Annotated in this window: 25 protein-coding genes; 9 read left to right on the top strand and 16 right to left on the bottom strand. The window is 75.0% G+C overall.

The window, feature by feature from the left end; translation table 11 throughout:
• Window positions 1-80 precede the first annotated feature (80 nt).
• Window positions 81-1,049: a DUF4031 domain-containing protein gene (locus FB00_RS11495; protein WP_047233101.1), complete on the top strand. Its 969-nt coding sequence runs from the start codon at window positions 81-83 to the stop codon at window positions 1,047-1,049.
• A 128-nt stretch (window positions 1,050-1,177) separates the two neighbouring features.
• On the top strand, window positions 1,178-1,864 hold the full coding sequence (locus FB00_RS11490) for a SanA/YdcF family protein (protein WP_052877611.1): 687 nt from the start codon (window positions 1,178-1,180) through the stop codon (window positions 1,862-1,864).
• A 29-nt stretch (window positions 1,865-1,893) separates the two neighbouring features.
• Here the strand turns inward: FB00_RS11490 and FB00_RS11485 are convergent, their stop codons facing one another.
• Genes FB00_RS11485 through FB00_RS11470 form a run of 4 tightly spaced genes read right to left on the bottom strand, consistent with a single transcriptional unit; the run spans window position 1,894 to window position 6,343 of the window.
• A complete protein-coding gene (locus FB00_RS11485) occupies window positions 1,894-3,537 on the bottom strand; it encodes a succinic semialdehyde dehydrogenase (RefSeq protein WP_082141240.1) in 1,644 nt (547 codons plus the stop codon).
• Between the two features lie 9 nt (window positions 3,538-3,546).
• Window positions 3,547-4,608: a GNAT family N-acetyltransferase gene (locus FB00_RS11480; protein ID WP_047233059.1), complete on the bottom strand. Its 1,062-nt coding sequence runs from the start codon at window positions 4,606-4,608 to the stop codon at window positions 3,547-3,549.
• Window positions 4,605-5,210, bottom strand: a complete 606-nt coding sequence (locus tag FB00_RS11475) for a GNAT family N-acetyltransferase (protein ID WP_269430007.1) — start codon at window positions 5,208-5,210, stop codon at window positions 4,605-4,607. The genes FB00_RS11480 and FB00_RS11475 overlap by 4 nt, the downstream gene beginning before the upstream one ends.
• An 8-nt stretch (window positions 5,211-5,218) precedes the next feature.
• Window positions 5,219-6,343, bottom strand: coding sequence for a GuaB3 family IMP dehydrogenase-related protein (locus FB00_RS11470; RefSeq protein ID WP_047233058.1), 1,125 nt, complete (start codon window positions 6,341-6,343; stop codon window positions 5,219-5,221).
• Between the two features lie 144 nt (window positions 6,344-6,487).
• Between FB00_RS11470 and FB00_RS11465 the strand changes: the two genes are divergently transcribed.
• Window positions 6,488-7,189: an exonuclease domain-containing protein gene (locus tag FB00_RS11465; protein WP_047233057.1), complete on the top strand. Its 702-nt coding sequence runs from the start codon at window positions 6,488-6,490 to the stop codon at window positions 7,187-7,189.
• Between the two features lie 158 nt (window positions 7,190-7,347).
• The gene (locus tag FB00_RS11460) at window positions 7,348-8,883 is read left to right on the top strand and encodes a helix-turn-helix domain-containing protein (RefSeq protein ID WP_197088799.1); all 1,536 of its coding nucleotides are present in this window, start codon (window positions 7,348-7,350) and stop codon (window positions 8,881-8,883) included.
• A gap of 53 nt (window positions 8,884-8,936) precedes the next feature.
• Here the strand turns inward: FB00_RS11460 and FB00_RS11455 are convergent, their stop codons facing one another.
• Window positions 8,937-9,575, bottom strand: a complete 639-nt coding sequence (locus FB00_RS11455; protein ID WP_047233056.1) for a Rid family hydrolase — start codon at window positions 9,573-9,575, stop codon at window positions 8,937-8,939.
• 356 nt (window positions 9,576-9,931) lie between these two features.
• On the opposite strand from FB00_RS11455, the gene FB00_RS11450 reads away from it, so the two are divergent.
• On the top strand, window positions 9,932-11,545 hold the full coding sequence (locus FB00_RS11450; protein ID WP_047233055.1) for a flavin monoamine oxidase family protein: 1,614 nt from the start codon (window positions 9,932-9,934) through the stop codon (window positions 11,543-11,545).
• Window positions 11,546-11,663: 118 nt separating this feature from the next.
• On the opposite strand, the gene guaB is transcribed toward FB00_RS11450, so the two are convergent.
• Together guaB and FB00_RS11440 are read right to left on the bottom strand one after the other, a co-directional pair.
• The gene (gene guaB, locus FB00_RS11445) at window positions 11,664-13,193 is read right to left on the bottom strand and encodes an IMP dehydrogenase (RefSeq protein WP_082141239.1); all 1,530 of its coding nucleotides are present in this window, start codon (window positions 13,191-13,193) and stop codon (window positions 11,664-11,666) included.
• An 82-nt stretch (window positions 13,194-13,275) separates the two neighbouring features.
• A complete protein-coding gene (locus tag FB00_RS11440; RefSeq protein ID WP_047233054.1) occupies window positions 13,276-14,409 on the bottom strand; it encodes a MerR family transcriptional regulator in 1,134 nt (377 codons plus the stop codon).
• A 267-nt stretch (window positions 14,410-14,676) separates the two neighbouring features.
• Here FB00_RS11440 and FB00_RS11435 point away from each other — a divergent pair, with 267 nt between their 5' ends.
• Window positions 14,677-14,967, top strand: coding sequence for a WhiB family transcriptional regulator (locus FB00_RS11435; RefSeq protein WP_031316449.1), 291 nt, complete (start codon window positions 14,677-14,679; stop codon window positions 14,965-14,967).
• A 166-nt stretch (window positions 14,968-15,133) separates the two neighbouring features.
• Here the strand turns inward: FB00_RS11435 and groES are convergent, their stop codons facing one another.
• Window positions 15,134-15,430, bottom strand: a complete 297-nt coding sequence (gene groES / locus FB00_RS11430; protein WP_047233053.1) for a co-chaperone GroES — start codon at window positions 15,428-15,430, stop codon at window positions 15,134-15,136.
• A 241-nt stretch (window positions 15,431-15,671) separates the two neighbouring features.
• Here groES and FB00_RS11425 point away from each other — a divergent pair, with 241 nt between their 5' ends.
• Both FB00_RS11425 and FB00_RS11420 read left to right on the top strand, forming a co-directional pair.
• A complete protein-coding gene (locus tag FB00_RS11425) occupies window positions 15,672-16,961 on the top strand; it encodes a THUMP-like domain-containing protein (RefSeq protein WP_047233052.1) in 1,290 nt (429 codons plus the stop codon).
• Window positions 16,958-18,115 carry a glutamate--cysteine ligase gene (locus FB00_RS11420; RefSeq protein WP_304439883.1) on the top strand — a complete coding sequence of 386 codons (1,158 nt, stop codon included), beginning with the start codon at window positions 16,958-16,960 and terminating at the stop codon, window positions 18,113-18,115. Before FB00_RS11425 ends, FB00_RS11420 begins: the two co-directional genes overlap by 4 nt.
• Before the next feature lie 16 nt (window positions 18,116-18,131).
• Here FB00_RS11420 and FB00_RS11415 read toward each other — a convergent pair whose 3' ends face one another.
• A complete protein-coding gene (locus tag FB00_RS11415) occupies window positions 18,132-19,217 on the bottom strand; it encodes a hypothetical protein (RefSeq protein WP_047233051.1) in 1,086 nt (361 codons plus the stop codon).
• Window positions 19,214-20,263: a tRNA (adenosine(37)-N6)-threonylcarbamoyltransferase complex transferase subunit TsaD gene (gene tsaD, locus FB00_RS11410; protein WP_231581812.1), complete on the bottom strand. Its 1,050-nt coding sequence runs from the start codon at window positions 20,261-20,263 to the stop codon at window positions 19,214-19,216. Before tsaD ends, FB00_RS11415 begins: the two co-directional genes overlap by 4 nt.
• Before the next feature lie 129 nt (window positions 20,264-20,392).
• Here tsaD and FB00_RS11405 point away from each other — a divergent pair, with 129 nt between their 5' ends.
• Window positions 20,393-21,013 (top strand): malonic semialdehyde reductase, encoded by a 621-nt coding sequence (locus FB00_RS11405; RefSeq protein WP_052877610.1) that lies wholly within the window; start codon window positions 20,393-20,395, stop codon window positions 21,011-21,013.
• Window positions 21,014-21,083: 70 nt separating this feature from the next.
• Here FB00_RS11405 and FB00_RS11400 read toward each other — a convergent pair whose 3' ends face one another.
• From FB00_RS11400 to FB00_RS11375, 6 genes are all read right to left on the bottom strand, one after another.
• Window positions 21,084-21,986 (bottom strand): sulfurtransferase, encoded by a 903-nt coding sequence (locus FB00_RS11400; RefSeq protein ID WP_082141238.1) that lies wholly within the window; start codon window positions 21,984-21,986, stop codon window positions 21,084-21,086.
• A complete protein-coding gene (gene rimI, locus FB00_RS11395; protein WP_047233049.1) occupies window positions 21,983-22,534 on the bottom strand; it encodes a ribosomal protein S18-alanine N-acetyltransferase in 552 nt (183 codons plus the stop codon). Before rimI ends, FB00_RS11400 begins: the two co-directional genes overlap by 4 nt.
• A complete protein-coding gene (tsaB, locus tag FB00_RS11390; RefSeq protein ID WP_047233048.1) occupies window positions 22,531-23,262 on the bottom strand; it encodes a tRNA (adenosine(37)-N6)-threonylcarbamoyltransferase complex dimerization subunit type 1 TsaB in 732 nt (243 codons plus the stop codon). The genes rimI and tsaB overlap by 4 nt, the downstream gene beginning before the upstream one ends.
• A 47-nt stretch (window positions 23,263-23,309) precedes the next feature.
• Entirely contained in the window at window positions 23,310-23,858 is a 549-nt protein-coding gene (tsaE, locus tag FB00_RS11385; RefSeq protein ID WP_047233047.1) for a tRNA (adenosine(37)-N6)-threonylcarbamoyltransferase complex ATPase subunit type 1 TsaE, read from the bottom strand.
• Window positions 23,855-25,147 (bottom strand): alanine racemase, encoded by a 1,293-nt coding sequence (gene alr / locus FB00_RS11380; protein ID WP_047233092.1) that lies wholly within the window; start codon window positions 25,145-25,147, stop codon window positions 23,855-23,857. Before alr ends, tsaE begins: the two co-directional genes overlap by 4 nt.
• 74 nt (window positions 25,148-25,221) lie before the next feature.
• Window positions 25,222-25,755, bottom strand: a 534-nt coding sequence (locus FB00_RS11375) for a helix-turn-helix domain-containing protein (protein ID WP_047233046.1), incomplete at its 5' end; no start/stop codon positions are given.

Genomic DNA, 25,755 nt, shown 5'->3' with positions numbered 1-25,755 from the left:
ACCTACGCGGCTCAGGTCGCTCCCCGGCCGGTGAGCCGACGCCCGCGCGTCGGCTCGCCGGCCGGTGGCATGCTCGGGTGGTGACCGTTCTCATCGACCCGCCCGCGTGGCCCGCGCACGGGACGCTGTTCAGCCATCTCGTGTCGGACGCCTCGCTGGCGGAGCTGCACGCGTTCGCGGCCTCGATCGGCGTGAGCCGCCGCGCGTTCGACCTCGACCACTACGACGTCGCCGCCGAGCGGTACGACGTCGCCGTGGCGGCGGGTGCCGTCCCCGTCGGCGGGCGCGAGCTCGCCCGGAGGCTCGGGTCGTCCGGGCTGCGCGTGCCGGGCCGTGCGCGGCGCGCGGCGAAGGCCGACGCGTTGCTCGCCCGCTGGGACGCACTGCTGCCCGGTGCCCGGGACGTCGGCGTGGACCTCGTCGAGCGCTGGCACGAGCCGCACCGCGTCTACCACGGGCCCGAGCACCTGGTGCACGCGCTCGACTCGCTCGCCCTCCTGGAGGGGCGCGCGCCCGGGGTGCCCGACGACGTCGCTGCGCCCGGGCGGGCGGGCGGCGGTGCGGCGTCGGGCAGGCCGACGGACGACGGCTCGCTCGACGCGCCGGGGAGCACCGCGGTGACCCAGCTCGCGCTGTGGTTCCACGACGCCGTGCACGACGGCGAGGCGGGTCGCGACGAGGAACGGTCCGCCGACCTGGCGGAAGCCCGGCTCGCGGGCCACCTCGACGCCGCGGCCGTGGCGGAGGTCGTCCGGCTCGTGCTCGTGACGACGGACCACTCCCCCGCGGCGGGCGACGGGCCGGGCGCGCTCGTGTCCGACGCCGACCTCGCGATCCTCGGCTCCGCGCCGGACCGGTACACGCGCTACGTCCGGCAGGTCCGCGCCGAGTACGCGCACGTGCCCGACGACGCCTTCCGCACCGGTCGCGCCGCCGTCCTGCGCGGCCTGCTCGCGGGCGGTGCGCTCTTCCGCACCCCGCAGGGCGCCACGCTGTGGGAGGACCGCGCCCGCGCGAACCTCACCGACGAGCTCGCCGCCCTCGCCTGACTCTCTCCCCCGGAACGTGCCGAGCAGGTGGTAGTCCCGGTCCGTCCTGGACGGCGGACGGGACACGATCGCCTGCTCGGTCGGCCACGATCGCTCGCTCGACGCCCCGGCAGCGCTAGGGTCGGGCCGTGACCGACGAACCGGCGCCGCCCGCCTCTTCCCCGTCCGACGCGTCCCCGTCGGTGGCGCGGTCCTCCGGTCGGTCGCTGCGGCGTCGCCCGCGCTGGTCGCGGCGGCGGCGCGCGACGGTCTGGGTCGCGGCCGGTCTGGCGGTGCTCGTGCTGGCGCCGTTCGCCGTCGTGCAGGGCGTCGGGCGCGCGCACGTCGCCGACCCGGCCGACGCGCCGCCGAGCGACGCGATCGTCGTCCCGGGCGCGGGGTTGCGACCCGACGGGTCGCCGTCCACGTACCTGCGCCGTCGGCTCGACGCGGCCGCGGAGCTGTACTCCCGTGGCGTCGCGCCCGTCGTCCTCGTGAGCGGCGACGCGCACGACGACTACGACGAGCCCGAGTCGATGCGCGCGTGGCTGCTCGACCGGGGCGTCCCGGACGACGCGATCCTGCTCGACCGCGAGGGCTTCGACACGCACGCGACGTGCACGCGCGCGGTGTCGGAGTTCGGCGTCGGCACGGCCGTGGTCGTCACGCAGGGCTACCACCTGCCGCGCACGCTCTTCTCGTGCCGCGTCGCGGGCCTCGACGCCGTCGGGATCGGGGTCAGCGCGGCGAGCGTGGAGCCGTGGAAGGCCGTGCTCTACCGCGTCCGCGAGGTGCCCGCGGCGACGAAGGCCGTGCTCGACGCCGTGCGCCGCTGAGGACGCGCCGCGGCACGCCGGCGGCGCGGTCAGGGCAGGCGCAGCCTCCGCATCGCGTCGAGCGCGGTCGTGAGCACCTTGCTGGGGAGCTCGCCGCCGATCCCGTAGAGCGTGTCGAGCGTAAGGCCCTGGTTGGCGCCGCGCTGCACGGAGATCGTCTGCGCCTCCGTGAGCGCCTCGATCCCCTCGCGGCCGTGCCGACGCCCGAGGCCGGACGCCTTGAACCCGCCCATCGGCGCGCCGACCGAACCCCAGGCGGCGGAGTAGCCGTCGTTGACGTTGACGGTCCCGGCCTCCACGCGGGCCGCGATCCGGCGGCCCCGCGCGACGTCGCGCGTCCACACGCTCGCGTTGAGCCCGAGCTCCGAGTCGTTCATGACGCGGACGGCCTCGTCGTCGCTCGCGACCCGCCGCACCGACACGACCGGGCCGAACGTCTCCTCCCGGGCGCACGCGGCGTCGTCGGGCACGTCGTCCAGGACCGTGGGCGCGTAGAACCACGGTCCGATGTCCGCACGGTGCACGCCGCCCGCGAGGACGCGTGCCCCGCGCGCGATGGCGTCCTCGACGTGCGCGACGACGCGGTCGAGCTGCGCCTGCGACGTGAGCGACCCCATGTCGGCGGAGTAGTCGAGCCCGGCCCCGAGGCGCATCTCGCGGACGAGCGGCACGAACTCGTCGAGGAAGGCGTCGGCGACGTCCTCGTGCAGCACGATCCGCTCGATCGAGACGCAGAGCTGGCCCGAGTTGGAGAAGCACGCGCGGACCGCGCCGCGCGCCGCGGCGCGCACGTCGGCGTCCGCCGCGACGTAGAGGGGGTTCTTGCCGCCGAGCTCGAGGGTCGCGCCGATGAGCCGCTCCCCCGCGCGCGCGGCGACCTTGCGGCCCGTCGCCGTCGAGCCGGTGAACGCGATGTGGTCGACGTGGTCGGTCACCGCCGCCCCGACGTCGCCGCCGCCCGCGACGACGAGGAACAGGTCGGCAGGCAGCCCCGCCTCCTCGAGCAGCTCGGCGCCCCACAGCGCGGTGAGCGTCGTCTGCGGGTCGGGCTTGAGCACGACGGCGTTCCCCGCCACGAGCGCGGGCACGGCCTCGGCGAACGCGAGCGTCAGCGGGTAGTTCCACGGTGCGATCACGCCGACGACGCCCACCGGGCGACGGTGCACGCGCGTGCCCGTCAGCACGGGCAGCATGCCCGGCGCGCGGCGGTCGGCGAGGTAGCCGGGCCCGCGCCGGGCGTAGTGGCGCGTGAGGATCGCGACGTCCGCGACCTCCTCGAACGCGCTGCGCCGCGACTTGCCGGACTCCATCTGGATGAGGTCGAGCCCGTCCGACTGCCGCGCGAGCACGAGCTCGCCGAAGCGGCGCAGCACGGCCGCGCGCTCCCGGACGGAGCGCGCCGCCCAGGCGGGCTGGGCCGCCCGTGCCCGGTCGACCGCTCGCGCGACGTCCTCGACGGAGGACACCGGGAACGCGGCGAGCGGCGCACCCGTGAACGGCAGGACGGAGCGGTGCATGCCCGCCTCGTTGCCCGTGACGACGCGCTGCGCGAGGGGGGCGACGACCTCGGGCTCGAGCACGTAGGTCGCGGCCGGGTTCTCGGGGTCGATCGGGCCGTCCAGCGCGGCGCCCTCGCCAGGACCGGTGCCGGGGGTGCCGGATGAGCTCGTCATGGGGACAGGCTACGTCGTCGGACCGACAGTGCCCGAGACGGGGAGCTCCCAGGTCGTGAGCACGGGGCGGAAGCCCCGGCGCGCCCAGAAGGGTGCCGAGAGCGGGTTGAGGACGCCGTGGTGCACGAGCACGACCGCGTCCTCCCCGACGCGGTCCCGGACGCGCGCGAGCGCCGCGTCGACGAGCGTGCCGCCGACCCCGGCGCCGCGTGCGGCGCCTGTCACGTGCAGCAGCACGAGGTAGGAGACCGGCCTGGTCGTGACCGTCCCGGCGACCGCCCCCGACCGCTCCGGCGGCTCGACCGCGACGACGCCCAGCACCTCCTCGGCCCGGTCCCCGGTCCCGCGGACGTCCGTCGGCGGCGCCGTCGCGACGAGGAACGTCGTGGCCGGGTTCGCCACGGCACCCGCGACCTGGGTCGCGAGGTGCTCCCGGGCTCCGGGCCGCACCCGGGCGGCGCCCACGAGCTCGTCGTACGCGAGCTCGGCGAGCTGGTGCTCGACGAGCGCCGGGACGTCGTCGGGCGTCGCGTCACGCACCACCAGGCCTGCCGGACCGTGCCCTTCCGCACCCGGCGCCGTCCCGCGGCGCGCGGCGAGGTGCACGGTCGGGCGCATGCCGTGCGCGGCGAGCGCCGCGACCGCCCCGACGTCCCGGCTCGGCCAGAGCAGCATCCTCCCGTGGTCGCGCGGAGCAGGTCCCACCTGGGGCACGCCGTCGCCGTCGGGCGGCGTGCCCGGGTCCTGCGCGACGTGCTCTGACCACGCCGAGAGGAGCGCCGCCACCGCGCCCGGGACGTCCGGTCCCGCTACCCGGGCACGCAGCCGGTGCTCGCGCAGCGGGCGGAACAGCGCGGCCGAGGAGTCGGCGCCGACGTCGCCGACCGTGACGAGGCCCGCGGCCCTCGACCCGTCGGGGAGCCGGACGGCGAGCAGGCGCTCGTCCCCCGGGGCCGCGCCCAGGTCCGGGACCGCGACGAGCGGGTCGAGCGCCCGGACCCGCGCGCGGTGCTCGGCCTCCAGCGCGGCCAGGTCGTCGGCGGACGGCGCCCAGGCGGGGCCGGGCGTCATCGTCCGGCGTCGCGCGCGTCCGGCGCGCCGAGCGGTCGGCCGAGCACGACGCACTCCTGGTCGGCGTAGCCGAGGCGCTCGTAGAAGCCGCGGACGGCGACGTTGGTCGAGCGCACCATGAGCCGCACCGCCCGCGCCCCCTGCGCGGCGAGCCACGCCTCCGCCGCGACGACGGTGGCACGCCCCGTGCCGATGCCCTGGAGACGCGGGTCGACGGCCACGTAGTAGAGCCAGCCGCGGTGCCCGTCGACGCCGGCCATCGCCGACGCGACGACCTCGCCCGCGCGGACCGCGCCGCCCGCCTCGCCGTCGTCGGGCGCCGGTCCCGGGAGGTCGCGCGTCGCCCGGCCCACGAGCACCGTCGACGTCTCCCCCAGCCGCGCGTCCGCGAGGTCGCGGTACGGGTCGTTCCACGGCCGGGTGAGCCCGCACGTGCGCCACAGCGCGACGACGGCCTCGACGTCGTCGTCCGCGACCTCCGCGAACCCGACGTCCGCGCCCGTCCCGGCACGGCCGCCGTCGGGCACCACGTCCGGCACCGCGTCGGGCACGCCGTCGCCCGCGCGGGTCAGCCGGGGTCCGTCCGCGACCCGTCCCGTCACGGCGCGGCTCAGCGGGGCTGGTACGGCGAGACGACGACCTCGACGCGCTGGAACTCCTTGAGGTCGGAGTAGCCGGTCGTCGCCATCGCGCGGCGCAGCGCACCGACGAGGTTCAGGGTGCCGTCGGCCTGGCGGCCGGGGCCGAAGAGGATCTCCTCCAGCGTCCCGGCGGTGCCGACGCTCACGCGCTCGCCGCGCGGGAGCTGCGCGTGGTGCGCCTCGGAGCCCCAGTGCCAGCCTCGGCCCGGCGCCTCCTCGGCCCGCGCGAGCGCGGCGCCGATCATCACGGCGTCCGCGCCGCACGCGACGGCCTTGACGAGGTCGCCCGAGCGGCCGACGCCGCCGTCGGCGATGACGTGCACGTAGCGGCCGCCCGACTCGTCGAGGTAGTCGCGGCGCGCGGCCGCGACGTCCGCGACCGCCGTCGCCATCGGCGCGTGGATGCCGAGCGAGACGCGCGTGGTGTGCGCGGCCCCACCGCCGAAGCCGACGAGGACGCCGGCGGCGCCCGTGCGCATGAGGTGCAGCGCCGCGGTGTACGTGGAGGCACCACCGACGACGACCGGGACGTCGAGCTCGTAGATGAACCGCTTGAGGTTCAGCGGCTCCGCGACGCCCGAGACGTGCTCCGCCGAGACGGTCGTCCCGCGGATGACGAAGAGGTCGACGCCCGCGTCGACGACGGTCTGGTAGTGCTCCTGGGTGCGCTGCGGCGACAGAGCGCCCGCGACCGTGACGCCCGCGGCGCGGATCTCCTTGAGGCGCTGCGTGATGAGGTCGGGCTTGATGGGCTCCGCGTAGATCTCCTGCATGCGCCGCGTCGCCTCGAGCGGCTCGAGGGTCGCGATCTCCTCCAGCAGGGCGGTGGGGTCGTCGTAGCGGGTCCACAGGCCCTCGAGGTCGAGCACGCCGAGGCCGCCGTGGTTGCCGAGCGCGACGGCCGTGGCCGGGCTCATCACCGAGTCCATGGGTGCCGCGAGGATCGGCAGCTCGAAGTGGTACGCGTCGATCTGCCAGCCGACCGACACCTCCTTCGGGTCGCGCGTGCGCCGGGAGGGCACGACCGCGACGTCGTCGAAGGAGAACGCGCGCCGACCGCGCTTGCCACGTCCGATCTCGATCTCGTTGCTCACCGGGCCAGCCTACCGGCGGGCCGAACCCGCCACCGGCACGACCGCCCTGTGGGTGGGCGCTGGCAGGGTGACGCTCGTCGCCGGGACGTCCGGCGGCACCGGGCGCGACGAGCACCGGGACCCGAGCGAGACCCGAGGTGGACCATGACGACGACGCCCTGGACGGCGGGACCGCTCCTCGGTCTCGACACCGAGACCACGGGCGTCGACGTGGACGTCGACCGGATCGTCACCGCCGCGCTCGTGCTGCGCGAGCCCGGCTCGACGCACGTGCGCACGTGGCTCCTCGACCCCGGTGTCGAGATCCCCACCGAGGCGACGGCGATCCACGGGGTCACGACGGCGCACGCGGTCGCCCACGGGGTCGCGCCCGCGACGGCGCTGGAGGAGATCGCGACGCTCCTCGTCGACGCCCAGCGCGACGGGGTGCCGATCGTCGCGTACAACGCCGCGTTCGACCTGTCCCTCCTCGACGCGGAGCTCGTCCGCCACGGCCTGCCGACGCTCGCCGCCCGGCTGGGCCGCCCCGTGCGCCCGGTGCTCGACCCGCTCGTGCTGGACCGCGCGTGGGACCCGGCCCGCGAGGGCAAGCGCCGGCTCGTCGACCTCTGCGCGCGCTACGAGGTGCTCGACGTCGGCCCCCTGCACACCGCGGACGCCGACGTCCTCGCCACGCTGGACCTCCTGGACGCCCTCGGGCGCGCCTTCCCGGACCTCGGCGCCCTGGGCCCCGACGCCCTCCACGACCTCCAGGTCGCGGCGCACCGACGCTGGGTCGACGCGCTGGACCCCGAGCGCGAGCCGCCCTACGTCGGGGCCGGCGCGGACGGCCGCTGGCCCTCGTAGCGGACGTGCCCGCCGACGAGCCCGGCACGAGGCCCGGGCGCACCCGGCCGCCACCTATCTCACGACACGGATGGAGATCGTGTGACGAACGCGTGATCTCGCCACGACTGCGCGGCGCCGACGCGTGAATATCTCATCCATGAGTTATCGTCGCTCGCATGACAGTGATCGACGACGCCCCTCTGACGCAGGTCGGCGCGCTCATCCGCGGCGCCCGCCAGAACCGGGGCCTCACGCAGACCCAGCTCGCCGAGCGGCTCGGCACGAGCCAGAGCGCCGTGCACCGCATCGAGCAGGGCGCCCAGAACCTCAGCCTGGAGATGCTCAACCGCATCAGCCTCGCGCTCGACTCCGAGATCATCAGCCTCGGCGGGCCCAAGCACGCGCACCTGCGCGTCCAGGGCGGCCACACGCTGTCCGGGCGCATCGAGGTCAACTCCTCCAAGAACGGCGCGGTCGCCCTCCTGTGCGCGTCGCTGCTCAACCGGGGCCGCACCACGCTGCGCGGCGTCGCCCGCATCGTGGAGGTCGACCGCATCGTCGACGTGCTCCGCTCGATCGGCGTCCGGGCGACCTGGACGACCGGCGGGCGCGACCTCGAGATCGTCGTGCCGGACCAGCTCGACCTCGCCGCCATCGACGTCGACGCCGCGCGGCGCACGCGCTCGATCATCATGTTCCTCGGCCCGCTGCTCGGGCTCCGGGACACGTTCGAGCTCCCGTACGCCGGCGGGTGCGACCTCGGCACGCGCACCGTGGAGCCCCACATGATCGCGCTGCGGCCGTTCGGCCTCGCGGTCACCGCGACGGGCGGCAACTACCACGCGACCGTGGCCCCGGCCTCGGGCACGGACCTGTCGGTCGTGCTCACCGAGCGCGGCGACACCGTCACGGAGAACGCGCTCATGGCCGCGGCCCGCCGCGACGGCGTCACGACGATCCGCAACGCGAGCCCCAACTACATGGTCCAGGACCTGTGCTTCTACCTCGAGCTGCTCGGCGTCCGCGTGGAGGGCATCGGCACGACGACCCTGCGCGTGCACGGCCGCACCGAGATCGACGTGGACGTGGAGTACGCCGTCTCGGAGGACCCGGTCGAGGCCATGAGCCTGCTCACCGCGGGCATCGTCACCGGCTCCGAGATCACGGTGGCCCGGGTCCCGATCGAGTTCATGGAGATCGAGCTCGCGACCCTGTCCGAGATGGGGCTGCGCTACACGCTGAGCCCCGAGTACCTGGCCCGCAACGGCCGGACGCGCCTCGTGGACGTCACCGTGCACCCGAGCGAGCTCCGGGCGCCGATCGACAAGATCCACCCCATGCCGTTCCCGGGCCTCAACATCGACAACCTGCCGTTCTTCGCCGTCATCGCGGCGAACGCGCAGGGCACGACGCTCATCCACGACTGGGTCTACGAGGGCCGCGCCATCCACCTCACGGACCTCACGCGCCTCGGCGCCGACGTGCGGCTCCTGGACGCCCACCGGCTCCAGGTCACCGGCCCGACGCGCTGGTCCGGTGCCGAGGTGAGCTGCCCGCCGGCCCTGCGGCCCGCCGTCGTCATCCTGCTCGCGATGCTCGCGGCGAAGGGCACCTCGGTCCTGCGCGGCGTCGACATCATCGCGCGCGGCTACGAGGGCCTCACGGAGCGCCTGCGCGAGCTCGGCGCGAACATCGAGACCTTCCGCGACTGAGTCGCCTCCCCCGCGACGGGCCGGCACCCTCCGGGGCGCCGGCCCGTCGTGCGTCACTTCGGGTAGACGGCGTCGACCTCCACCTCGACGAGCCAGCCGTTCACGGGGAGGTTCTCGATCTCGAGCGCGAACCGCGACGGGCGCGCGGCGTTGACGACCATCGGGGCGGTCGTCGCCGAGCCGAGCTGGACGTCGATCGGCTTGCCGGTCGCGAGGTTCGTGTTGGCGAAGAACTGCCGGTAGGCGCGGTTCCAGCCGGCGAAGTCCATCTTCTCCTGCCCGGCGGGGTTCTGGAGGAACACGCGCATGGACACGACGTCGTCGTAGGACAGCCCGGCGCGCTCGAGGTTCTCGCCGATCCGCATGAGGACGTTGATCCCCTGCGCCTCGGTGATCGTCACCCCCGCCGGCAGCACCCCGCCGGGGAACACGTCGGTGGGAATGTAGCGCTCCTCGGCCCCCGCCCCCGACGCCGTGTTCATCGCGGAGGGCCCGAGGCCCGAGGACTTGTACCAGGCGACGTTCTTGCCGAACGCGACGCCGTCGGCGATCGACGGGGTGTCGCCGGTGACGAACGAGAAGGACTCGGTGGGCTTCGGCTCGAAGAGCTTCCCTGCGGCGACGGCGGTGCCGGGGACGGCCACGGCGGCGGTGACGGCGACAGCGACGACGACCTTCGTGCGGTTCTTCATGCAGGCCTCCAGGCGGGGACGACGGGCGCCACCCTGGCGCCCGCTCCGGCGGCCAGGACGGCCACCGGAGCGGCGACGCTAGACGCCGACCGTTTCCGGGCCGTGACGGTCGCGTGTCCGCTCGTCGCCGCCCCGTCGGGCGCGCGACGCCCGTGCCGCGCGGTCCCGCGACCCGGCGCGACGGCGACGACACGAGACGTTTACGCGAGCCGCCGCGCGTTGACGGACGCGAAACCTGCCGGACCCGCGTTCGCGACGACGCGTGCCTAGCGTCGGCCGCGGTGCTGACGGCGGCACCCGGCATCGTGGGCCGGGCAGTCCGTCCGTCGGGCCGTGGACGAGAGGGCTCCAGCCACATGGTCACTGACGAGAAGACGTCCGGCGTCTCGCGCCGCAACTTCCTCCAGGCCGTCGGGGTCGGCTCCAGCGCCGGCGTCATGTTCGCGACGATGGGCGCTGTCGGGCTCGCGCCGACGGCCGCCGCCCAGCCGCGGAACGAGTCGTGGACACCGCCGCGGGGCAGCGACTTCAGCCTGACGGGACGCTCCGCCAAGAAGGTCGTCGTCGTGGGCGCCGGGCCCGCGGGCCTCGCCTCGGCGTACGAGCTGCAGAAGGCGGGGTACCGGGTGACGGTGCTGGAGGCGCGGCACCGGCCCGGCGGGCGGACGCTGACGATACGTGGGGGCGACTCCGAGACGGACATCAACGGCGTCACCCAGAAGGCACGGTTCTCCGACGGCGTGTACATGAACGCGGGCGCGGGCCGCATCGCCCAGTGGATGGTCACCATGGACTACCTGCGCGAGCTGGGCGTCCCCTACGAGGTGTTCACCAACGCGAACGCGGACGCCTACCTCTACAACGAGCGCTCGGGCGCCACTCCCGGCAACCCGGTCCGGTACCGCACGGCCAAGGCGGACGTCTTCGGCTACACGTCCGAGCTGCTGAGCTACGCGACCGACCAGGGCGCGCTCGACCAGAAGCTCACGGCCGCGGACAAGGAGAACCTGCGCGCGTTCCTCCGGTCCTGGGGGTCGCTGCAGTCCGACGGCAGCTACCGCGGCGGGGACAACCGGGGCTACTCCGTCTACCCGTCCGCCTGGAACGAGCACGGCACGCCGCTCCCCGGCCCCGGCACGGTCTCGGAGGTGCTCGCGTCGAAGGTGGGGCAGTACTTCCCGTTCGAGATCAACTGGGAGCAGTCGATGCTCATGTTCCAGCCGAAGGGCGGCATGGACACGACCTACGACTACTTCGTCCGGGCCATCGGCAAGCAGAACGTCCTGTTCAGCTCGCCGGTCACCGGGGTGCGGAACACCACGAGCGGCGTCACCGTCACCTACACGGCCCACAACGGCAAGGCCCGCCAGATCGATGCGGACTTCGCGATCGTCGCCGCGCCCGCGGGGCTCATGCGGCGGTGGGACACCAACTGGGGGGCCGACGTCGACGCCGCCCTGGGCGAGTTCGCGGTCGGGTCGCCCGCGGGCAAGATCGGGCTCGAGTACCGCTCGCGGTTCTGGGAGGACGACCACCGGATCTTCGGCGGGATCACGGAGACCGACATGGACCTCGCCCACGTCTGGTATCCCTCCTACGGGTACGGCGAGCGTCGTGGCCTCGTCGTCGGGTACTACAACACCGGCGCCAACGCGCGCTCCTACGCGGACATGACGCCGCGGCAGCGCGAGATGCGCGCCGTCGAGCAGGGCGTGAAGATCCACGGCGAGAAGTACCGGACCGAGCTCGAGAGCTCGTTCTCCATCGCGTGGCACAAGGTGCCCTACATCGAGGGCGCGTGGGCGTACCCGAACACGCAGTCGTCGCGCTTCAAGCAGCTCCAGCAGGGCGCGGGCAACGTGTACTTCGCGGGCGACTGGATGTCGGAGATCTCGGCGTGGCAGCACGGCGCGTTCTGGGCCGCCCGGTACGCCGTGCAGGCCCTGCACACGCGCGTCATGGCCTCGTGAGCCTCGACGGCGCACCCGCGCCCGCCTGACGGCGCCCGTGCCGCGCGACGACGGCCCGGCACCCGGCCCCGTGCAGGGTGCCGGACGCCGGGCCGTCGTCGCGTGGCGGCGAGCCGCCTCAGAAGCCGGAGTAGTTCGGCGCCTCGACGGTCATCTGGACGTCGTGCGGGTGGCTCTCCTTGAGCGACGCCGACGTGATGCGGATGAAGCGCCCCTTCTCCTGGAGCTCCGGGACCGTGCGCGCACCGACGTAGAACATCGTCTGGTGCAGACCGCCGACGAGCTGGTGCGCGACCGTGCCGAGCGAGCCCTTGTACGCGACCTGGCCCTCGATGCCCTCGGGGACGATCATGTCGTCGCTCGTGACCTCGGCCTGGAAGTAGCGGTCCTTCGAGTAGGACTTCTTGCCGCGCGAGGACATGGCGCCCATGGAGCCCATCCCCCGGTACGCCTTGTACTGCTTGCCGTTCACGAGGATCGTCTCGCCCGGCGACTCCTCGGTGCCCGCGAGCATCGAGCCCAGCATCACCGACTCCGCGCCCGCGACGATCGCCTTGCCGATCTCGCCCGAGTGGCGCATGCCGCCGTCCGCGATGACGGGCACGCCCGCCGGGCGCGCGGCCAGCGACGCCTCGTAGACCGCCGTGACCTGCGGGACGCCCACGCCGGTGACGATGCGCGTCGTGCAGATGGAGCCCGGACCGACGCCGACCTTGACCGCGTCCGCGCCCGCGTCGACGAACGCCTGGGCGCCCTCGCGCGTCGCGACGTTGCCGCCGATCACCTGCACGTCGCGCGTCGCCGGGTCGGACTTGAGGCGCGCGACCATCTCGATGAGCATGCGGACGTTGCCGTGCGCCGTGTCGGCGACGAGCACGTCCACGCCCGCGTCGATGAGCGTCGTGGCGCGCTGCCACGCGTCGCCGAAGTAGCCGATGGCGGCGCCCACGAGCAGGCGCCCCTGGCCGTCCTTGGACGCCTGCGGGAACTGCTCGGACTTCACGAAGTCCTTCACGGTGATGAGGCCCGTGAGGCGGCCGTCGGCGTCCACGAGCGGGAGACGCTCGAGCTTGTGCTTGCGCAGGAGCGCGGTGGCCTCCTCGCGCGAGATGCCGGCCGGGCCCGTGATGAGCGGCTGCGGCGTCATGACCTCGTCGACCTTGGTCGTGGCCCACTCCGCGACGGGCGTGAAGCGCAGGTCGCGGTTGGTGACCATGCCGATGAGGCGGCGCTCGGCGTCGAGGACGGGGAAGCCGGAGATGCGGTACTCGCCCGCCGTCTTGTCGAGCTCCTCGAGCGTCGCGTCCGGGCCGATCGTCACGGGGTTGTCGATGATCCCCGTCTGCGTGCGCTTCACCAGGTCCACCTGGAGCGCCTGGTCCTCGATGGAGAGGTTGCGGTGCAGGACGCCGATGCCGCCCTGGCGCGCCATCGCGATCGCCATGCGCGACTCGGTGACGGTGTCCATCGCCGCCGAGACGAGCGGCACGCGGATCGAGATCTCGCGGGTCAGGCGCGTCGTGGTGTCGATGTCCGACGGCGCCAGGTCCGAGTAACCGGGCTGCAGCAGGACGTCGTCGTAGGTGAGACCCAGGAAACCGAAGGGGTCGCGGTCGGGAGCGGCGGCGGGGACGGGCGAGGCGGTCACACCAGGATTCTACGCCGCGGGGCTCTCCGGTATTCCCGCCGCGAACCGCGCCCGGCACCCCGCAGACCGGCCGCCCGAGACCTCAGCGGACGACCGCCAGGAGCTCGTGCAGGAGCCCGGGAAAGCTGCGCACGCGGTGCACCGTCGCAGCGAGCGGGAGGTCGCCGGCAGCCTCGTCGCTCGGCAGGCCGACGAAGAACGGCAGGCTCGGGTTCGCCTCGTGCGCGGCGTGCACGATCCCCAGGTCAGGACGCGCCTGGGTCGTCACCATGGCGACGGCGGAGGGCCGCACCATCGTGACGATCTCGAGCGTGCGGTGGACGTTCGCCGGCCCCGTGACGATCCGGGCCATCGCGCCGTGCGACGCGAGCGACGCCGCGAGGGCGTGCGCGGCCAGCGGCAGCGGCTCGTCGGGCGCCGCGAAGACGAGGACGATCCGGCGCATGCGGCTCGGGTGGTTGCGCGGGGGGCCGCCCGCCGCGACGATCGCGTCCTCGCTCGCCTGCGTGTACTCGCGCAGCGCGCCCAGCGTCGCGTTGGCGAGGACGACCTCGGGGACCTCTCCCGGACCGGCGAGCACCGTGCGCTCGGCGAGCCGCTCGAGCGCCGGCTCGACGAGGTCGGACCACCAGGTGGCGGGGTCGCCACCGGCGGGGATGCGCAGGAGCCGGTCGCAGTTGCGCTGGTCATAGGCGATCGCGGCGTCGACGACGTCGGAGACGCGCGTCGGGCGCGGCGCCTCCCGCACGCCGAGCGCACGCGGCCCGCTTCCCCGCGCGGGCTCGCCCCCGGGCACGGCCCGCAGGAACGGGCGTGACGGCGGGGCCGGCTCGGCGGCGGCGTCGTCCGCGTCGAGGTCGTCGTCGAGGTCCGCGCCGCCCTCGGCGCCGTGCTCGTCGAACGAGACGGTGCCGCGGTGCGCGTCGAGCTCGTCGTCGTCGGCCGCGAGGGCCGCGCGGGCGGCGTCGGCGGGCGCGACGCCGTCGAGCGTGAGGCGCCGCATGACGACCAGGCGCGCGACGTCGTCGTCGGTGTAGCGGCGGTGGGATCCCGCGCGGTGCTGGGACGGGCCGAGGCCGTAGCGGCGGTCCCAGGTCCGCAGGGTTGCGGGCGCGACACCGAGCCGGCGCGCGACGGCGGCGACGGCGAGGCCGGGGTTCGAGGACATGCTCGGTCGGGCTCCCTCGGGGTCGGGGGCGGACCGGACGGAGGTCATGGATCGATTCTGCCGACCGGCCACCGGTCTCGCCACCTCGTCCAGGTCACAGTCCTGCACCCTTCGCTTCAGACTTGTGCAGTATTTGTTCACCACACGCGCAAACGCGCCATCGCGTCAACATCGCGCCAGCCCCTCCGCGTGCCATGGATCGCTTCGACGCCGCGTGACCCACATCGGCGCGTTCGAACCGGTCGCGACCTGCCCGTTCACTTTTTCACCACAGGGGACTTGAACAACCTCTGCAACGCTTGTAGGTTGTTCGCCATGGCAGAGATCTCGAGGCTCCCCGGGCCCGTCATGGAGCTGTGGGAATGGCAGTACCAGGGTTCGTGCCGCGACGCGGACGACACGTTGTTCTTCCACCCCGAGGGCGAACGCGGCTCGACGCGACGACGGCGCGCGGAGGCCGCGAAGGCGATCTGCCACTCGTGCCCCGTCATGATGCAGTGCCGCGAGCAGTCGCTCCGCGTGCGCGAGCCGTACGGGGTGTGGGGCGGCCTGAGCGAGGACGAGCGGGCGGCGATCCTCGCCGGCGGCGCTCGCCGCACCGGCTGACCGGCACGCCGCGGCACCACCAGCAGACCTGCACGGCACCGGTCCGACGTCGTACCGGGCGAGCACGTGCGCACGACCCGTGGGAGACGGTGGGGCGACCGGCCACGGAACGCAGCAGGGCCCGCGACCGGACGGTCGCGGGCCCTGCTGCTGGAACGGGTCGGCGTCAGCCGACCACCACGGCGAGGATGTCGCGCGCGGACAGGACCAGGTAGTCCACGCCGCCGTACTTGACCTCGGTGCCGCCGTACTTGCTGTAGATGACCTTGTCGCCGACGGTCACGTCGAGCGGGACGCGGTTGCCGTTGTCGTCGACACGGCCCGGACCGACGGCCAGGACCTCGCCCTCCTGGGGCTTCTCCTTGGCGGTGTCCGGGATGACCAGGCCGGATGCGGTCGTGGTCTCGGCCTCGAGGGCCTTCACGACGATCCGGTCCTCGAGCGGCTTGATGGGGACCGACACGTCGGACCTCCCCTTTCGCGGTGAGAACTGCAACGGATGGGTCGAGCGCACCGGCTGGCCGTCGTCGCGGGTGCCGGACAGCCTGGTCGCACGTGGTGCCGCCTCCGCGAGCGGTGGCGGCACGTCCTCAAATCTAGGTCGCCGTTAGCACTCGGTCAAGGCGAGTGCCAACGTCCGCCCCTCGGGACGATCCGGGTCCCGGCTGCGCGGGGTCCCCGTCCCCCGTGGAAGGATCGACGCCATGGACGCCGCCACGCTGACCAAGCTGCTCAGCCCCGAGGGCTGGGCGCTGCTCGGCGCGCTGCCCCCGTACGACGAGCAGCAGGCGCTCGTGCTCTCGGCGGGGCTGCGCGCGAAGGGCGTCGACCCCGACCTCGCCGCCGCGGCGCTCACGCAGTCGCGGCTGCGCGCGGCCGCCCGCGGCAAGCTCGGCGCGTTCGCCGACGGCATGCTCTTCACGCAGGCGGGGCTGGAGCAGGCGAGCCGGCTCGTCGTCGCGGGCCTGCACGCGCGGCGGTACCAGGACGCGGGGATCCGGCGCGTCGCCGACCTCACGAGCGGGATCGGCGTCGACGCCCTCGCGTTCGCCGCCGCGGAGCTCGAGGTCCTCGCGACCGACGTCGACGAGCTCACCGCGGCGATCGCGACCGTGAACCTGCGCCACTTCCCCGAGGCCGAGGTGCGCCACGGCGACGGGCTCGCGCTCGACCTCGAGGGCGAGCGGATCGAGGGCGTGTACGCCGACCCGGCCCGACGGACGCGGGGCGGCAAGCGCGTGTTCGACCCGAAGGCGTACGCCCCGCCGCTCGACGCGGTGTGGGCGCTGCGCGATCGCGTCCCCGCCGTGGGCATCAAGGTCGGTCCCGGGATCCCGCACGACGGCCTGCCCGAGGACGCCGAGACCGAGTGGGTCTCGGTCGACGGCGACGTCGTGGAGGCGGGCCTCTGGTTCGGGCCGCTCGCGCCGGAGGGACCGGGCCGCTCCGCGCTCGTCCTCACGACGTGGACTGGGCCGGACGGGACCGAGCGCACCACGACGCGCCGGGTCGCCCACCGCCCCGGCGAGCACGACGTCGTCCCCGACGTGGGAGGCGTCGGGCAGTACCTCTACGAGCCCGACGGCGCGGTCATCCGTGCGGGGCTCGTCGCCCACGCGGCCCGCGGGCTCGGCGGGCGGCTGCTCGACCGGACGATCGCCTACGTGACGACCGACTCCCCCGCGCCCCTCGACGCGACCGGGCTCGCGGACGGCCTCGCACGCGGCTATCGCGTGCTCGACACGATGCCGTTCGGTCTCAAGCGGCTGCGCTCATACCTGCGCGAGCGCGGCGTGGGACGCCTGACGATCAAGAAGCGCGGCACGGCCGTCACGCCCGAGCAGCTCCGTCGGCAGCTCGCCCTCACGGGCGACGCGACCGCCACGATCGTCCTGACGCGTGTGGGCGGGTCCCAGCAGGTCCTCGTCGTCGAGCCGCTCGCCGCCCCCTCGACGGGCGCCCCGCAGAGCGATGCCCAGGGGGGCCCGCGGTGAGCGCCCTGCCGCGGCGTACCGCGATCCCGTTCGCGCGGTCGGAGCGCTCGACCGTCGGGCTGGAGTGGGAGCTCGCGCTCGTCGACGCCGACTCGGGTGACCTGCGCCAGGTCGCCCAGACGGTCCTCGACGCGGTGCGCCCGGAGGACGGGGGCACGCACCCGTCCATCAAGCAGGAGCTGCTGCTCAACACGGTCGAGGTCGTGAGCGGCGTGTGCCGCACGGTCGGCGAGGCGGGACGCGACCTCGAGCGGTCGATCGAGGAGCTCCGGGCCGTGACCGACCCGCTGCGCGTGGAGCTCATGAGCGCGGGCACGCACCCGTTCGCGCGCTGGGCGCAGCAGAAGGTCACCGACAAGCAGCGCTACAACACCCTCATCGACCGCACGCAGTGGTGGGGGCGGCAGATGCTCATCTACGGCGTGCACGTGCACGTCGGCATCGAGGACCGCGCCAAGGTGCTGCCGATCCAGCGCGCGATGCTCACGACCTTCGCCCACCTGCAGTCGCTCTCGGCCAGCTCGCCGTTCTGGGGTGGCAAGGACACCGGGTACGCGTCGAACCGGGCGCTCATGTTCCAGCAGCTCCCCACGGCGGGGCTCCCGTTCCAGTTCGGCACGTGGGAGGAGCTCGAGGGCTACGTCGCGGACATGCTCCACACGGGGGTCATCGACGCGTTCGACGAGATCCGCTGGGACCTGCGGCCCGCCCCGCAGTTCGGCACGCTCGAGACGCGCATCTGCGACGGCGTCACGAACATCTCCGAGCTGCTCGCGCTCGCCGCGCTCACGCACTGCCTGGTCGAGCACTTCTCGACGATGCTCGACGAGGGCCGCGAGCTCCCGAGCATCCCGCCCTGGTTCGCGCAGGAGAACAAGTGGCGCTCGGCGCGCTACGGCATGGACGCGATCATCATCCTCGACCGCGAGGGCAACGAGGAGCTCGTGACCGACGCCGTCGGGCGCCTGCTCGTCGAGCTCGAGCCCGTCGCCGCGCGCCTCGGGTGCCTGGACGAGCTCGACGGCGTGCGCACGATCGTGCGGCGTGGCGCGTCCTACCAGCGCCAGCGCGCGGTCGCGCGCCGCAACGGGGGCGAGCTGGACGCCGTCGTGCGCTCGCTCGTCGCGGAGATGCGGGCGGGCCGCCCGCTCTGACGGTCTCCGGGGACGGTCAGTAGTCGCGCAGGACCACGCCGAGGTCCGCGGCGCGGTCGGCGAGCCACGTCGGCGACCAGTCGTCGGTGTCGCACGGCGACGACGTGCGGTCCGCCGCCGCCTCCGAGTACCCGCCCCACGACAGCACGCGGCACGTCGCGTCGGTCTCGAGCGCGTGCGTCCACTCCTCGTCCTCCGCGAACCCCGAGTCGACGGCCGACTGGAGCAGGTCGAACTCGTGCCACCACTGGAGCAGGTGCGACAGCTCGTGCGCGAGCAGCACCTGCTTGGTCGCCGGGTCGGAGTCCTCGCCCCACCACACGAACAGCACGGTCGGGTGGGCGGGCTGGAAGCAGCCCGCCGAGCCGGTCGCGTACGCGTCGTGCTCCGCGACGTGCTCCATGCCGCAGTTGAGCGTCGGGTCGTCGGTGAACACGACCTGCACGCCCTCGTTGGCGGGGTTGAGGGCGAGCAGCCAGGCCGTGGGGTCGGGGTGGTCGGGCAGGAAGGGCGTGGTCTGCGTCGCGCCCGGCACGGGGTCGGGCAGCGGCTCGGCGTACTCGCCCGCCTTCCACGCGGCCTCCATGCCGGTCGCCGACGCCGTCGCGTCGGGGCTCGGGTCCTCCCAGACCGTGGGGGGCGGTACGGCGCCCTCCTGCTCGGTGGGCAGGACCGCGCCGTCGTCCCGCGCCTCGCGCACGTCGTTGACGAGGTACGCGACGACGGACACCACGAGCACCAGGACGAACATCACCACCCGCCCGGCACGACCCCGACGGCGGCGCGGCACCTCCCACGAGACGGTGGACGCCCCGTACGCGGGCTGGGTCGTGGGGACGCCGGAGGGCTGGCCGTACAGCGCGACGGTCGTCGTGGGGACGCCGGAGGGCTGGCCGTACAGCGCGACGGTCGTCGCGGCCGGCGTCCCGTAGGCAGGGACGGGCACGGTCGCGAGGAGCGCCCGGTGCTGCGCCGACCAGTACGCCGCGGCGTGCTCGGCCTGAGCCCGCTCCGGCCCGGGGCGCGACGCTGCGGCCGCCTGGGCCCACGCGTGCGCGCGGCGCAGCGCCTCGTCGGGCGTGAGGCCAGGCTCGGAGGTCACACGTGCGTCACGGTCAGCGGCATCGACGAGTCCACGCCGATGTCGAGGCTCGACGGCGCCACGCCGGCCCGCACGACGGCGGACCCGAGCGCGGCGATCATCGCGCCGTTGTCCGTGCAGTAGCGGATCGGCGGGATGCGCAGCTCGATGCCCGCCTCCGCGCAGCGCTTCGCGGCCATGTCGCGCAGCTGCGAGTTCGCGCTGAAGCCGCCGCCGACGACGAGCGTCGACACGCCGTGCCGCTCGCACGCCGCGATGGTCTTGGCGGTGAGCACGTCGGCGACGGACTCCGCGAAGGAGGCCGCGACGTCGTGCACGGGGATCTCCTCCCCCGCGTCCTGCCGTGCCTCGACCCAGCGCGCGACGGCGGTCTTGAGGCCGGAGAAGGAGAAGTCGTACGCGTGCTTCTCCTGGTCCTTGCGCGCCGTGAGGCCGCGCGGGAAGCGGATCGCCGTGGGGTCGCCCTCGCGCGCGAGGCGGTCGATGTGCGGCCCGCCCGGGTACGGGAGGCCGAGCAGGCGCCCGACCTTGTCGAACGCCTCGCCCGCCGCGTCGTCGAGCGTCGAGCCGAGCTCGGAGACGGACGTCGCGACGTCGTCGACCAGGAGGAGCGAGCTGTGCCCGCCGGACACGACGAGCGCCATGACGCGCTCCGGGAACGCGCCGTGCACGAGCTCGTCCACGGCCGCGTGGCCGATGACGTGGTTGACGCCGTAGAGCGGCTTGCCGAGCGCGAGCGCGAGCGCCTTGGCGGCCGACGCGCCGATCGTCAACGGGCCGACGAGCCCCGGCCCGGCGGTGACGGCGATCGCGTCGACCTCGGACAGGTCGACGTCGGCCGTGCCGAGGCTGCGCTCGATCGTGGGGATCATCGCCTCGAGGTGGGCGCGCGACGCGACCTCGGGGATGATGCCGCCGTAGCGCGCGTGCTCGTCCATCGAGCTCGCGACCGTGTCGACGAGCAGCTCGCGACCCCGGACCAGCGCGACGCCGGTCTCGTCGCAGGACGTCTCGATGCCGAGCACCAGGGGCTCGCCGGCGCTCACAGAGACCTCACGGACACAGAGGGAACCATGGCGTCCAGGGTAGTCGCGCGCGCGGGAGGACCGCGCCGTGTCGCGCACGTCACACCGTCTGTCGGGAAGATGGTTCAATGCTCAACCGTTGCCCCGGTCATGAGCACCGACACCCTGGCTCCCGAGAGCCTGCAGATCGACGAGACCACGGCCGACCGCCTCTTCCGCGAGGCGCGCACCACCGCGCAGTTCACCGACGCCGAGGTGACCGACGAGCAGCTCGCCGCGGTCTACGACCTCGTCAAGTGGGGCCCGACGGCCATGAACACCGTCCCGCTGCGCATCCTGGCCGTGCGCACGCCCGAGGCCCGCGAGCGCCTCGTCGCGCACATGAACGACGGCAACAAGGAGCGCGTCGCGAACGCGCCGCTGTCGCTCGTCGTCGCGTACGACCCCGCGTTCCACGAGCACCTCGACACGCTGTTCCCGCACGTGCCCGGCATGCGCGACAACCTTCACGGCGTCCCCGAGGTCCGCGACGGCATGGCGCGCGACAACGCGCACATCCAGGCGGGCTACCTCGTCGTCGGCCTGCGCGCCGCCGGCCTCGCCGCAGGCCCGATGAACGGCATGGACCGCGCCGGGATCGACGCCGAGTTCTTCGCCGACAACGGCTGGAAGTCGATGCTCGTCATCAACGTCGGCGTGGCCGACGGCGTCGGCACGCCCTACCCGCGCTCGCCGCGTCTCGCGCCCGAGCAGGCCATCGCGACCGTCTGACCCCCGCGCACGCCCGCCGAGGCGGCACCCCACCGGGGTGCCGCCTCGCGGCGTCCGCGGCGCGGTGCGGTCAGGTCGCGGCGGGCCGTGCCGGGTCGTTCGACCACTGCGACCACGAGCCGGCGTAGAGCGCCGCCTCGACGCCGAGCGTCGCGAGGGCGGCGACCTCGTGCGCCGCGGTCACGCCCGAGCCGCAGTAGACGCCCACGGCCGGGGGCGCGTCGTCCGCGCCGTGCAGCGCCCCCAGGGCCGCGAACCGCGCACGCAGCGCGGCCTCTTCCAGGAACGTCCCGTCGGCGGCGAGGTTGTCCGTGGTCGGCGCGCTCACCGCTCCGGGGACGTGGCCCGCGCGCGGGTCGACCGGCTCGACCTCGCCGCGGTACCGCTCGCCCGCGCGCGCGTCGAGCAGCACGCCCGAGGCCGCGAGGTCGGCTGCGCCGTCGGCGTCGAGCACGGGCATCCCGCCCGGCATGACGACGACGTCGCCCGGCTCGGGCCGCACGTCGCCCTCGTCGAGCGCGTGCCCGGCCGCCCGCCAGGCGGCGAGCCCGCCGTCGAGGATGCGCACGTCGTCGTGGCCCGCCCAGCGCAGCAGCCACCAGGCGCGCGCGGCGGAGGTGCCGCCCACGGCGTCGTAGACGACGACCGGTCGGTCCGCACGCACGCCCCAGCGCCGCGCCGCGGTCTGGAGGTCGGCCGGGTCGGGCAGCGGGTGCCGGCCCGCCGCGGCCGAGGGCGGCGCCGCGAGCTCGGTCTCGAGATCGACGTAGACGGCGCCCGGGACGTGCCCCGCGCGGTGCTGCTCGCGCCCGTCGGTGACGCCGAGCGCCCAGCGCACGTCGAGCACGACGGGCGGGCGGTCGCCCGCGAGCGCCTCCGCCAGGTCGGGCGCGGCGACGAGCACGCGGTCTCGACGGCCGGCGTCGGACCCGGCCGTGCCGGTGCGAGGGCTCCGCGGCGCGGGCGCGCTCACGCGAGGACGCCGGTGTCGGGCGCGGTGCCGTAGTCCGGCGCGTCGGGCCCGCCGGGCGCCCCGGCCGCGCCGAGCTCGAGCCGCATCGTGTAGGCGTCGACGTCCTCGGGCTGGTAGTAGCGCTTGCGGATGCCGAGCTGCTCGAACCCGTACTTCGCGTAGAGCGCGAGCGCCGGGTCGTTGTCGACCCGCACCTCGAGCAGCACCGCGCTCGCACCGAGGTCGCGGGAACGCTCGATCAGCGCCTCCAGGAGCGTGGAGCCGACGCCCTGGTGCTGGAACGCCGGGTCGACGCCGAGGGTCATGACCTGGGTGACGTCGCCGTCGAACCACAGGCCCGCGTAGCCGACGACGGGCTGCGGGCCGGCGGCGTAGAGGCGCACGGGCTCCGCGGCGACGTACCACCGCCCGAGGCCCGCGAGCTCGTCCGCGAGCATCCCGTACGTCCAGGCGCCGCGCCCGAACAGCTCGCGCTCGAGCTCGACGACGCGGTCGAGGTCGGCGGCCTTCAGCGGGCGCAGGCGGATCTCGTAGCGGCGCGCGCTCATCGGGACCCCTCGGGCGCCGGGGCGGGCGCGGTGTCGCTCACGCGCTTGCGCGCGGCGGCCTCGTGGACGTCCGGGCGGCGCAGGTACAGCGGCTCGGTGGGCTGGTCCGTCCCCGCGGCGCGGCGCGCGATCGCGAGCCGCGCGAGGACGGCGGCGTCGGGCACGAGCGGCGCGTCGTCGGCGCCGTCGAGGGCGTCCGGGTAGAGCTCGCCCCCCTCCCCCACGACGACAGCGCCGGCGGCGTGCTCGGCGACCGCGGCCGCCGGCCCGACGTCGGGACCCGCGACGGTCTCCAGCACCGGCACGGCGTGCGGGCCCTCGTGCGCGACGACGCGGTAGCGCGCCCAGTACACCTCGCGACGGCGGGCGTCGGTCGCGACGAGCAGCTCGTCGTCGGGCTCGAGGCCGAGGTCGCTCACGGCCTGGGCCGCGATCGCGTCGAGGCTCGGGACGCCGAGCACGGGGATGCCGAGGGCGAAGCCGAGCGTGCGTGCGGTGACGAGCCCGACCCGCAGGCCTGTGAAGGGCGCGGGACCCGTGCCGACGGCGACGGCCGTGAGGTCGCGGCGGTCGACCCCGGCCTCGGCGAGCGCCTCCTCGACGAGCGGGGCGAGCGCCTCGGCGTGCCGACGACGCTCGGGGGCGTCGCGGCGGGCGAGACGGGCGCCGTCGTCGGAGACGACGGCGACGGTGACGGAGGCGGAGGTGTCGAGCGCGAGAACAGCCACGGCCCCCAGCCTACGGCCGGGACAGGGACTGTTCTCCTCGCGGTGGGCTACCGGGTCAGCGCGGCGACGTCGAGGCCGGACCAGCGCGGCCCGACCCCGCGCACGGTCACGCGCCGCTCCCCGGCCTCCGGGGCGTCGTCCGACCGAGGGTCGACCCCGCCGCGCGGGCGCTCGAGCACGATCTCGAGCCGGTCGCCCGCGAGCGCCTCGACGAGCCCGCTGCCCCACTCCACGACGGTCACCGAGTCGTCCAGGCTCGAGTCGAGGTCGAGCGCGTCGACCTCGTCGAGCGAGCCGAGGCGGTACGCGTCCACGTGCACGAGCGCCGGGCCGTCGCCGAGCGGGGGGTGCTCGCGCGCGACGATGAACGTCGGCGACGCGACCTGACCGCGCACGCCGAGCCCCGCGCCGATGCCCTGCGTGAGCGTCGTCTTCCCGGCGCCGAGGTCGCCCGTGAGGATCACGAGGTCGCCCGCGCGCAGCACGCCCGCGAGGGCGCGGCCGAACGCGCGGGTCGCGTCGGCGTCGGGCAGCACGACGACGCCGTGCGCGGCGGCCGCGTCGGTGGAGGTCGAGGGGGTCGGGTCGTCGCTCATGCGCGGACCGTCCTTTCCGTGCTGGGGTGCTGTTCGTGCGCGAGCAGCGCCCGCGCGCCGTCGTCGAGCACGTGGGTCCCCACGTGCTCGCGCGGCACGCGCGCGCCGAGGCGCGTGGTGATCTCGTAGCTGATGGTCCCGGCGGCCCGGGCCCAGTCCTCGGCGCTGGGGACGCCGTCCTGCTCGACGCCGTCGCCCGCGCCGAACAGCGTGACGACGTCGCCCGCGCGCTCGGCCGCGTCCGGGCCGAGGTCGAGCACGAGCTGGTCCATGCACACGCGTCCCGCGACGCGCAGGACCCGACCGCCGTCTCCGGGACGCGCACCGACGAGGACCGGACCGCCGGGCGCCCCCGCAGGGCCGCCGCCCGAGGCGTGCCGCGGGATCCCGTCGCCGTACCCGAGCGGGACGACGCCGAGCGTCGTGTCCTGCGGGGTCGTGTAGTGGTGCGAGTAGGAGACGCCGTGCCCGCCCGGCACGCGCTTGACCGTCGCGAGGCGCGCCTCGAGCGTCATCGCGGGGCGCAGCCCGTACCGGGACGGCGGCCCGAGCTGCGGCACGGGCGTCATGCCCCACACCGCGAGGCCGGGTCGCACGAGGTCGTAGTGGGTGCGCGGCGCGGTCAGCGTCGCGGCCGAGTTCGCGAGGTGGCGCAGCTCGGGCGCGACGCCCGCGCGCTCGGCGAGCCGGACCGCCTCGTCGAGCACGTCGGCCTGGGCGACGACGCTCGGGTGCCCGGGCTCGTCGGCGAACGCGAGGTGCGACCAGATCCCGACGACGCGGACCGCGCCCTCGGCCTGGGCGTGCGCGACGGCGTCGAGCACGTCGGGCAGGTCGGCGGGCATGATCCCGTTGCGCCCGAGGCCCGTGTCGACCGCGAGGTGCACGCGCGCGGTCCTTCCTGCGACCCGAGCCGCTGCGACGACCTCGTCGACCGCCCAGCGCGCGGCGAGCGAGACGTCGACGTCCGCCTCCACGAGCGCGCGCAGCGGGGCGCCGGGCGGGTAGAGCCACGTGAGGACGCGAGCGCGGTCCACCCCGATCCCGGCGGCGCGCAGCGCGAGCGCCTCGCTCGGCTGCGCGGTCCCGAGCCACGTCGCGCCGCCCGCGAGCGCCCCGAGGGCGCTCGCCACGAGGCCGTGCCCGTAGGCGTCGGCCTTGACGACCGCCATCACCTGGGCCGACGGCGCGTGCCCCGCGAGGGCGCGGACGTTGTCGCGGATCGCCGCCAGGTCGACGACGGCGCGGGCCGGGTAGTCGAGGCCGGGGTCCGCGGGGACCGGGGGCACGGCGGGGCCGGGGGCGCCGGCGGGTGAGCCGGCCGGGGTCGTGCGCTGGGTGTCGCTCACGGTGGACGATTCTCTCACCGTCGCCGCCCGGCGAGCGGGCGCGCCGCGTCGAGGTCGTCCGGGCGACCCGTGGGAGCGCCGCCGAACTCGAGCCGGTACCGCGACGGGCTGGTCCCGAGGCGTGCTCGGAAGTGGTGGCGCAAGGACTCCGCCGAGCCGAGGCCCGCGGCGTCCGCGACCCGGTCCACGGCGAGGTCGGTCGTCTCGAGGAGCTCGCGCGCCCGGTCGACGCGCTGGTCCAGCAGCCACCGCACCGGGCTGAGGCCGGTGCGGGCGGCGAACCGGCGGGTGAACGTGCGCCGCGACGTCCCCGCCGCGCGCGCCCACGCGTCCAGCGAGATCGGCTCGTCGAGGTGCGCGCGCGCCCAGACCATCGCGAGCTCCACCGGGTCGGCCGTGTCCTGCGGCGGCACCGGCGCGGGGACGAACTGCGCCTGCCCGCCCGTGCGGTGGGGTGCGAGCACGAGCGCCCGCGCGACCCGCGCCGCGACCCGCGCGCCGTGGTCCTGCCGCACGAGGTGCAGGCAGCAGTCGAGCGCCGCGGCGGT

Source organism: Cellulosimicrobium funkei (assembly GCF_001019615.1).
GTDB lineage: Bacteria > Actinomycetota > Actinomycetes > Actinomycetales > Cellulomonadaceae > Cellulosimicrobium > Cellulosimicrobium cellulans_E.
The sequence above is the reverse complement of the archived record's forward strand: the minus strand, read 5'-3'. Positions and strand labels throughout refer to the sequence as shown.

Bases quoted from the DNA above. Each gene is read 5' to 3' on its own strand.
- FB00_RS11485 (WP_082141240.1), bottom strand. From the start codon at position 3,537: ATGACGAGCTCATCCGGCACCCCCGGCACCGGTCCTGGCGAGGGCGCC.
- FB00_RS11480 (WP_047233059.1), bottom strand. From the start codon at position 4,608: ATGACGCCCGGCCCCGCCTGGGCGCCGTCCGCCGACGACCTGGCCGCG.
- FB00_RS11465 (WP_047233057.1), top strand. From the start codon at position 6,488: ATGACGACGACGCCCTGGACGGCGGGACCGCTCCTCGGTCTCGACACC.
- FB00_RS11460 (WP_197088799.1), top strand. From the start codon at position 7,348: ATGACAGTGATCGACGACGCCCCTCTGACGCAGGTCGGCGCGCTCATC.
- FB00_RS11455 (WP_047233056.1), bottom strand. From the start codon at position 9,575: ATGAAGAACCGCACGAAGGTCGTCGTCGCTGTCGCCGTCACCGCCGCC.
- FB00_RS11450 (WP_047233055.1), top strand. From the start codon at position 9,932: ATGGTCACTGACGAGAAGACGTCCGGCGTCTCGCGCCGCAACTTCCTC.
- FB00_RS11440 (WP_047233054.1), bottom strand. From the start codon at position 14,409: ATGACCTCCGTCCGGTCCGCCCCCGACCCCGAGGGAGCCCGACCGAGC.
- FB00_RS11435 (WP_031316449.1), top strand. From the start codon at position 14,677: ATGGCAGAGATCTCGAGGCTCCCCGGGCCCGTCATGGAGCTGTGGGAA.
- FB00_RS11425 (WP_047233052.1), top strand. From the start codon at position 15,672: ATGGACGCCGCCACGCTGACCAAGCTGCTCAGCCCCGAGGGCTGGGCG.
- FB00_RS11405 (WP_052877610.1), top strand. From the start codon at position 20,393: ATGAGCACCGACACCCTGGCTCCCGAGAGCCTGCAGATCGACGAGACC.
- rimI (WP_047233049.1), bottom strand. From the start codon at position 22,534: ATGAGCGCGCGCCGCTACGAGATCCGCCTGCGCCCGCTGAAGGCCGCC.
- tsaE (WP_047233047.1), bottom strand. From the start codon at position 23,858: ATGAGCGACGACCCGACCCCCTCGACCTCCACCGACGCGGCCGCCGCG.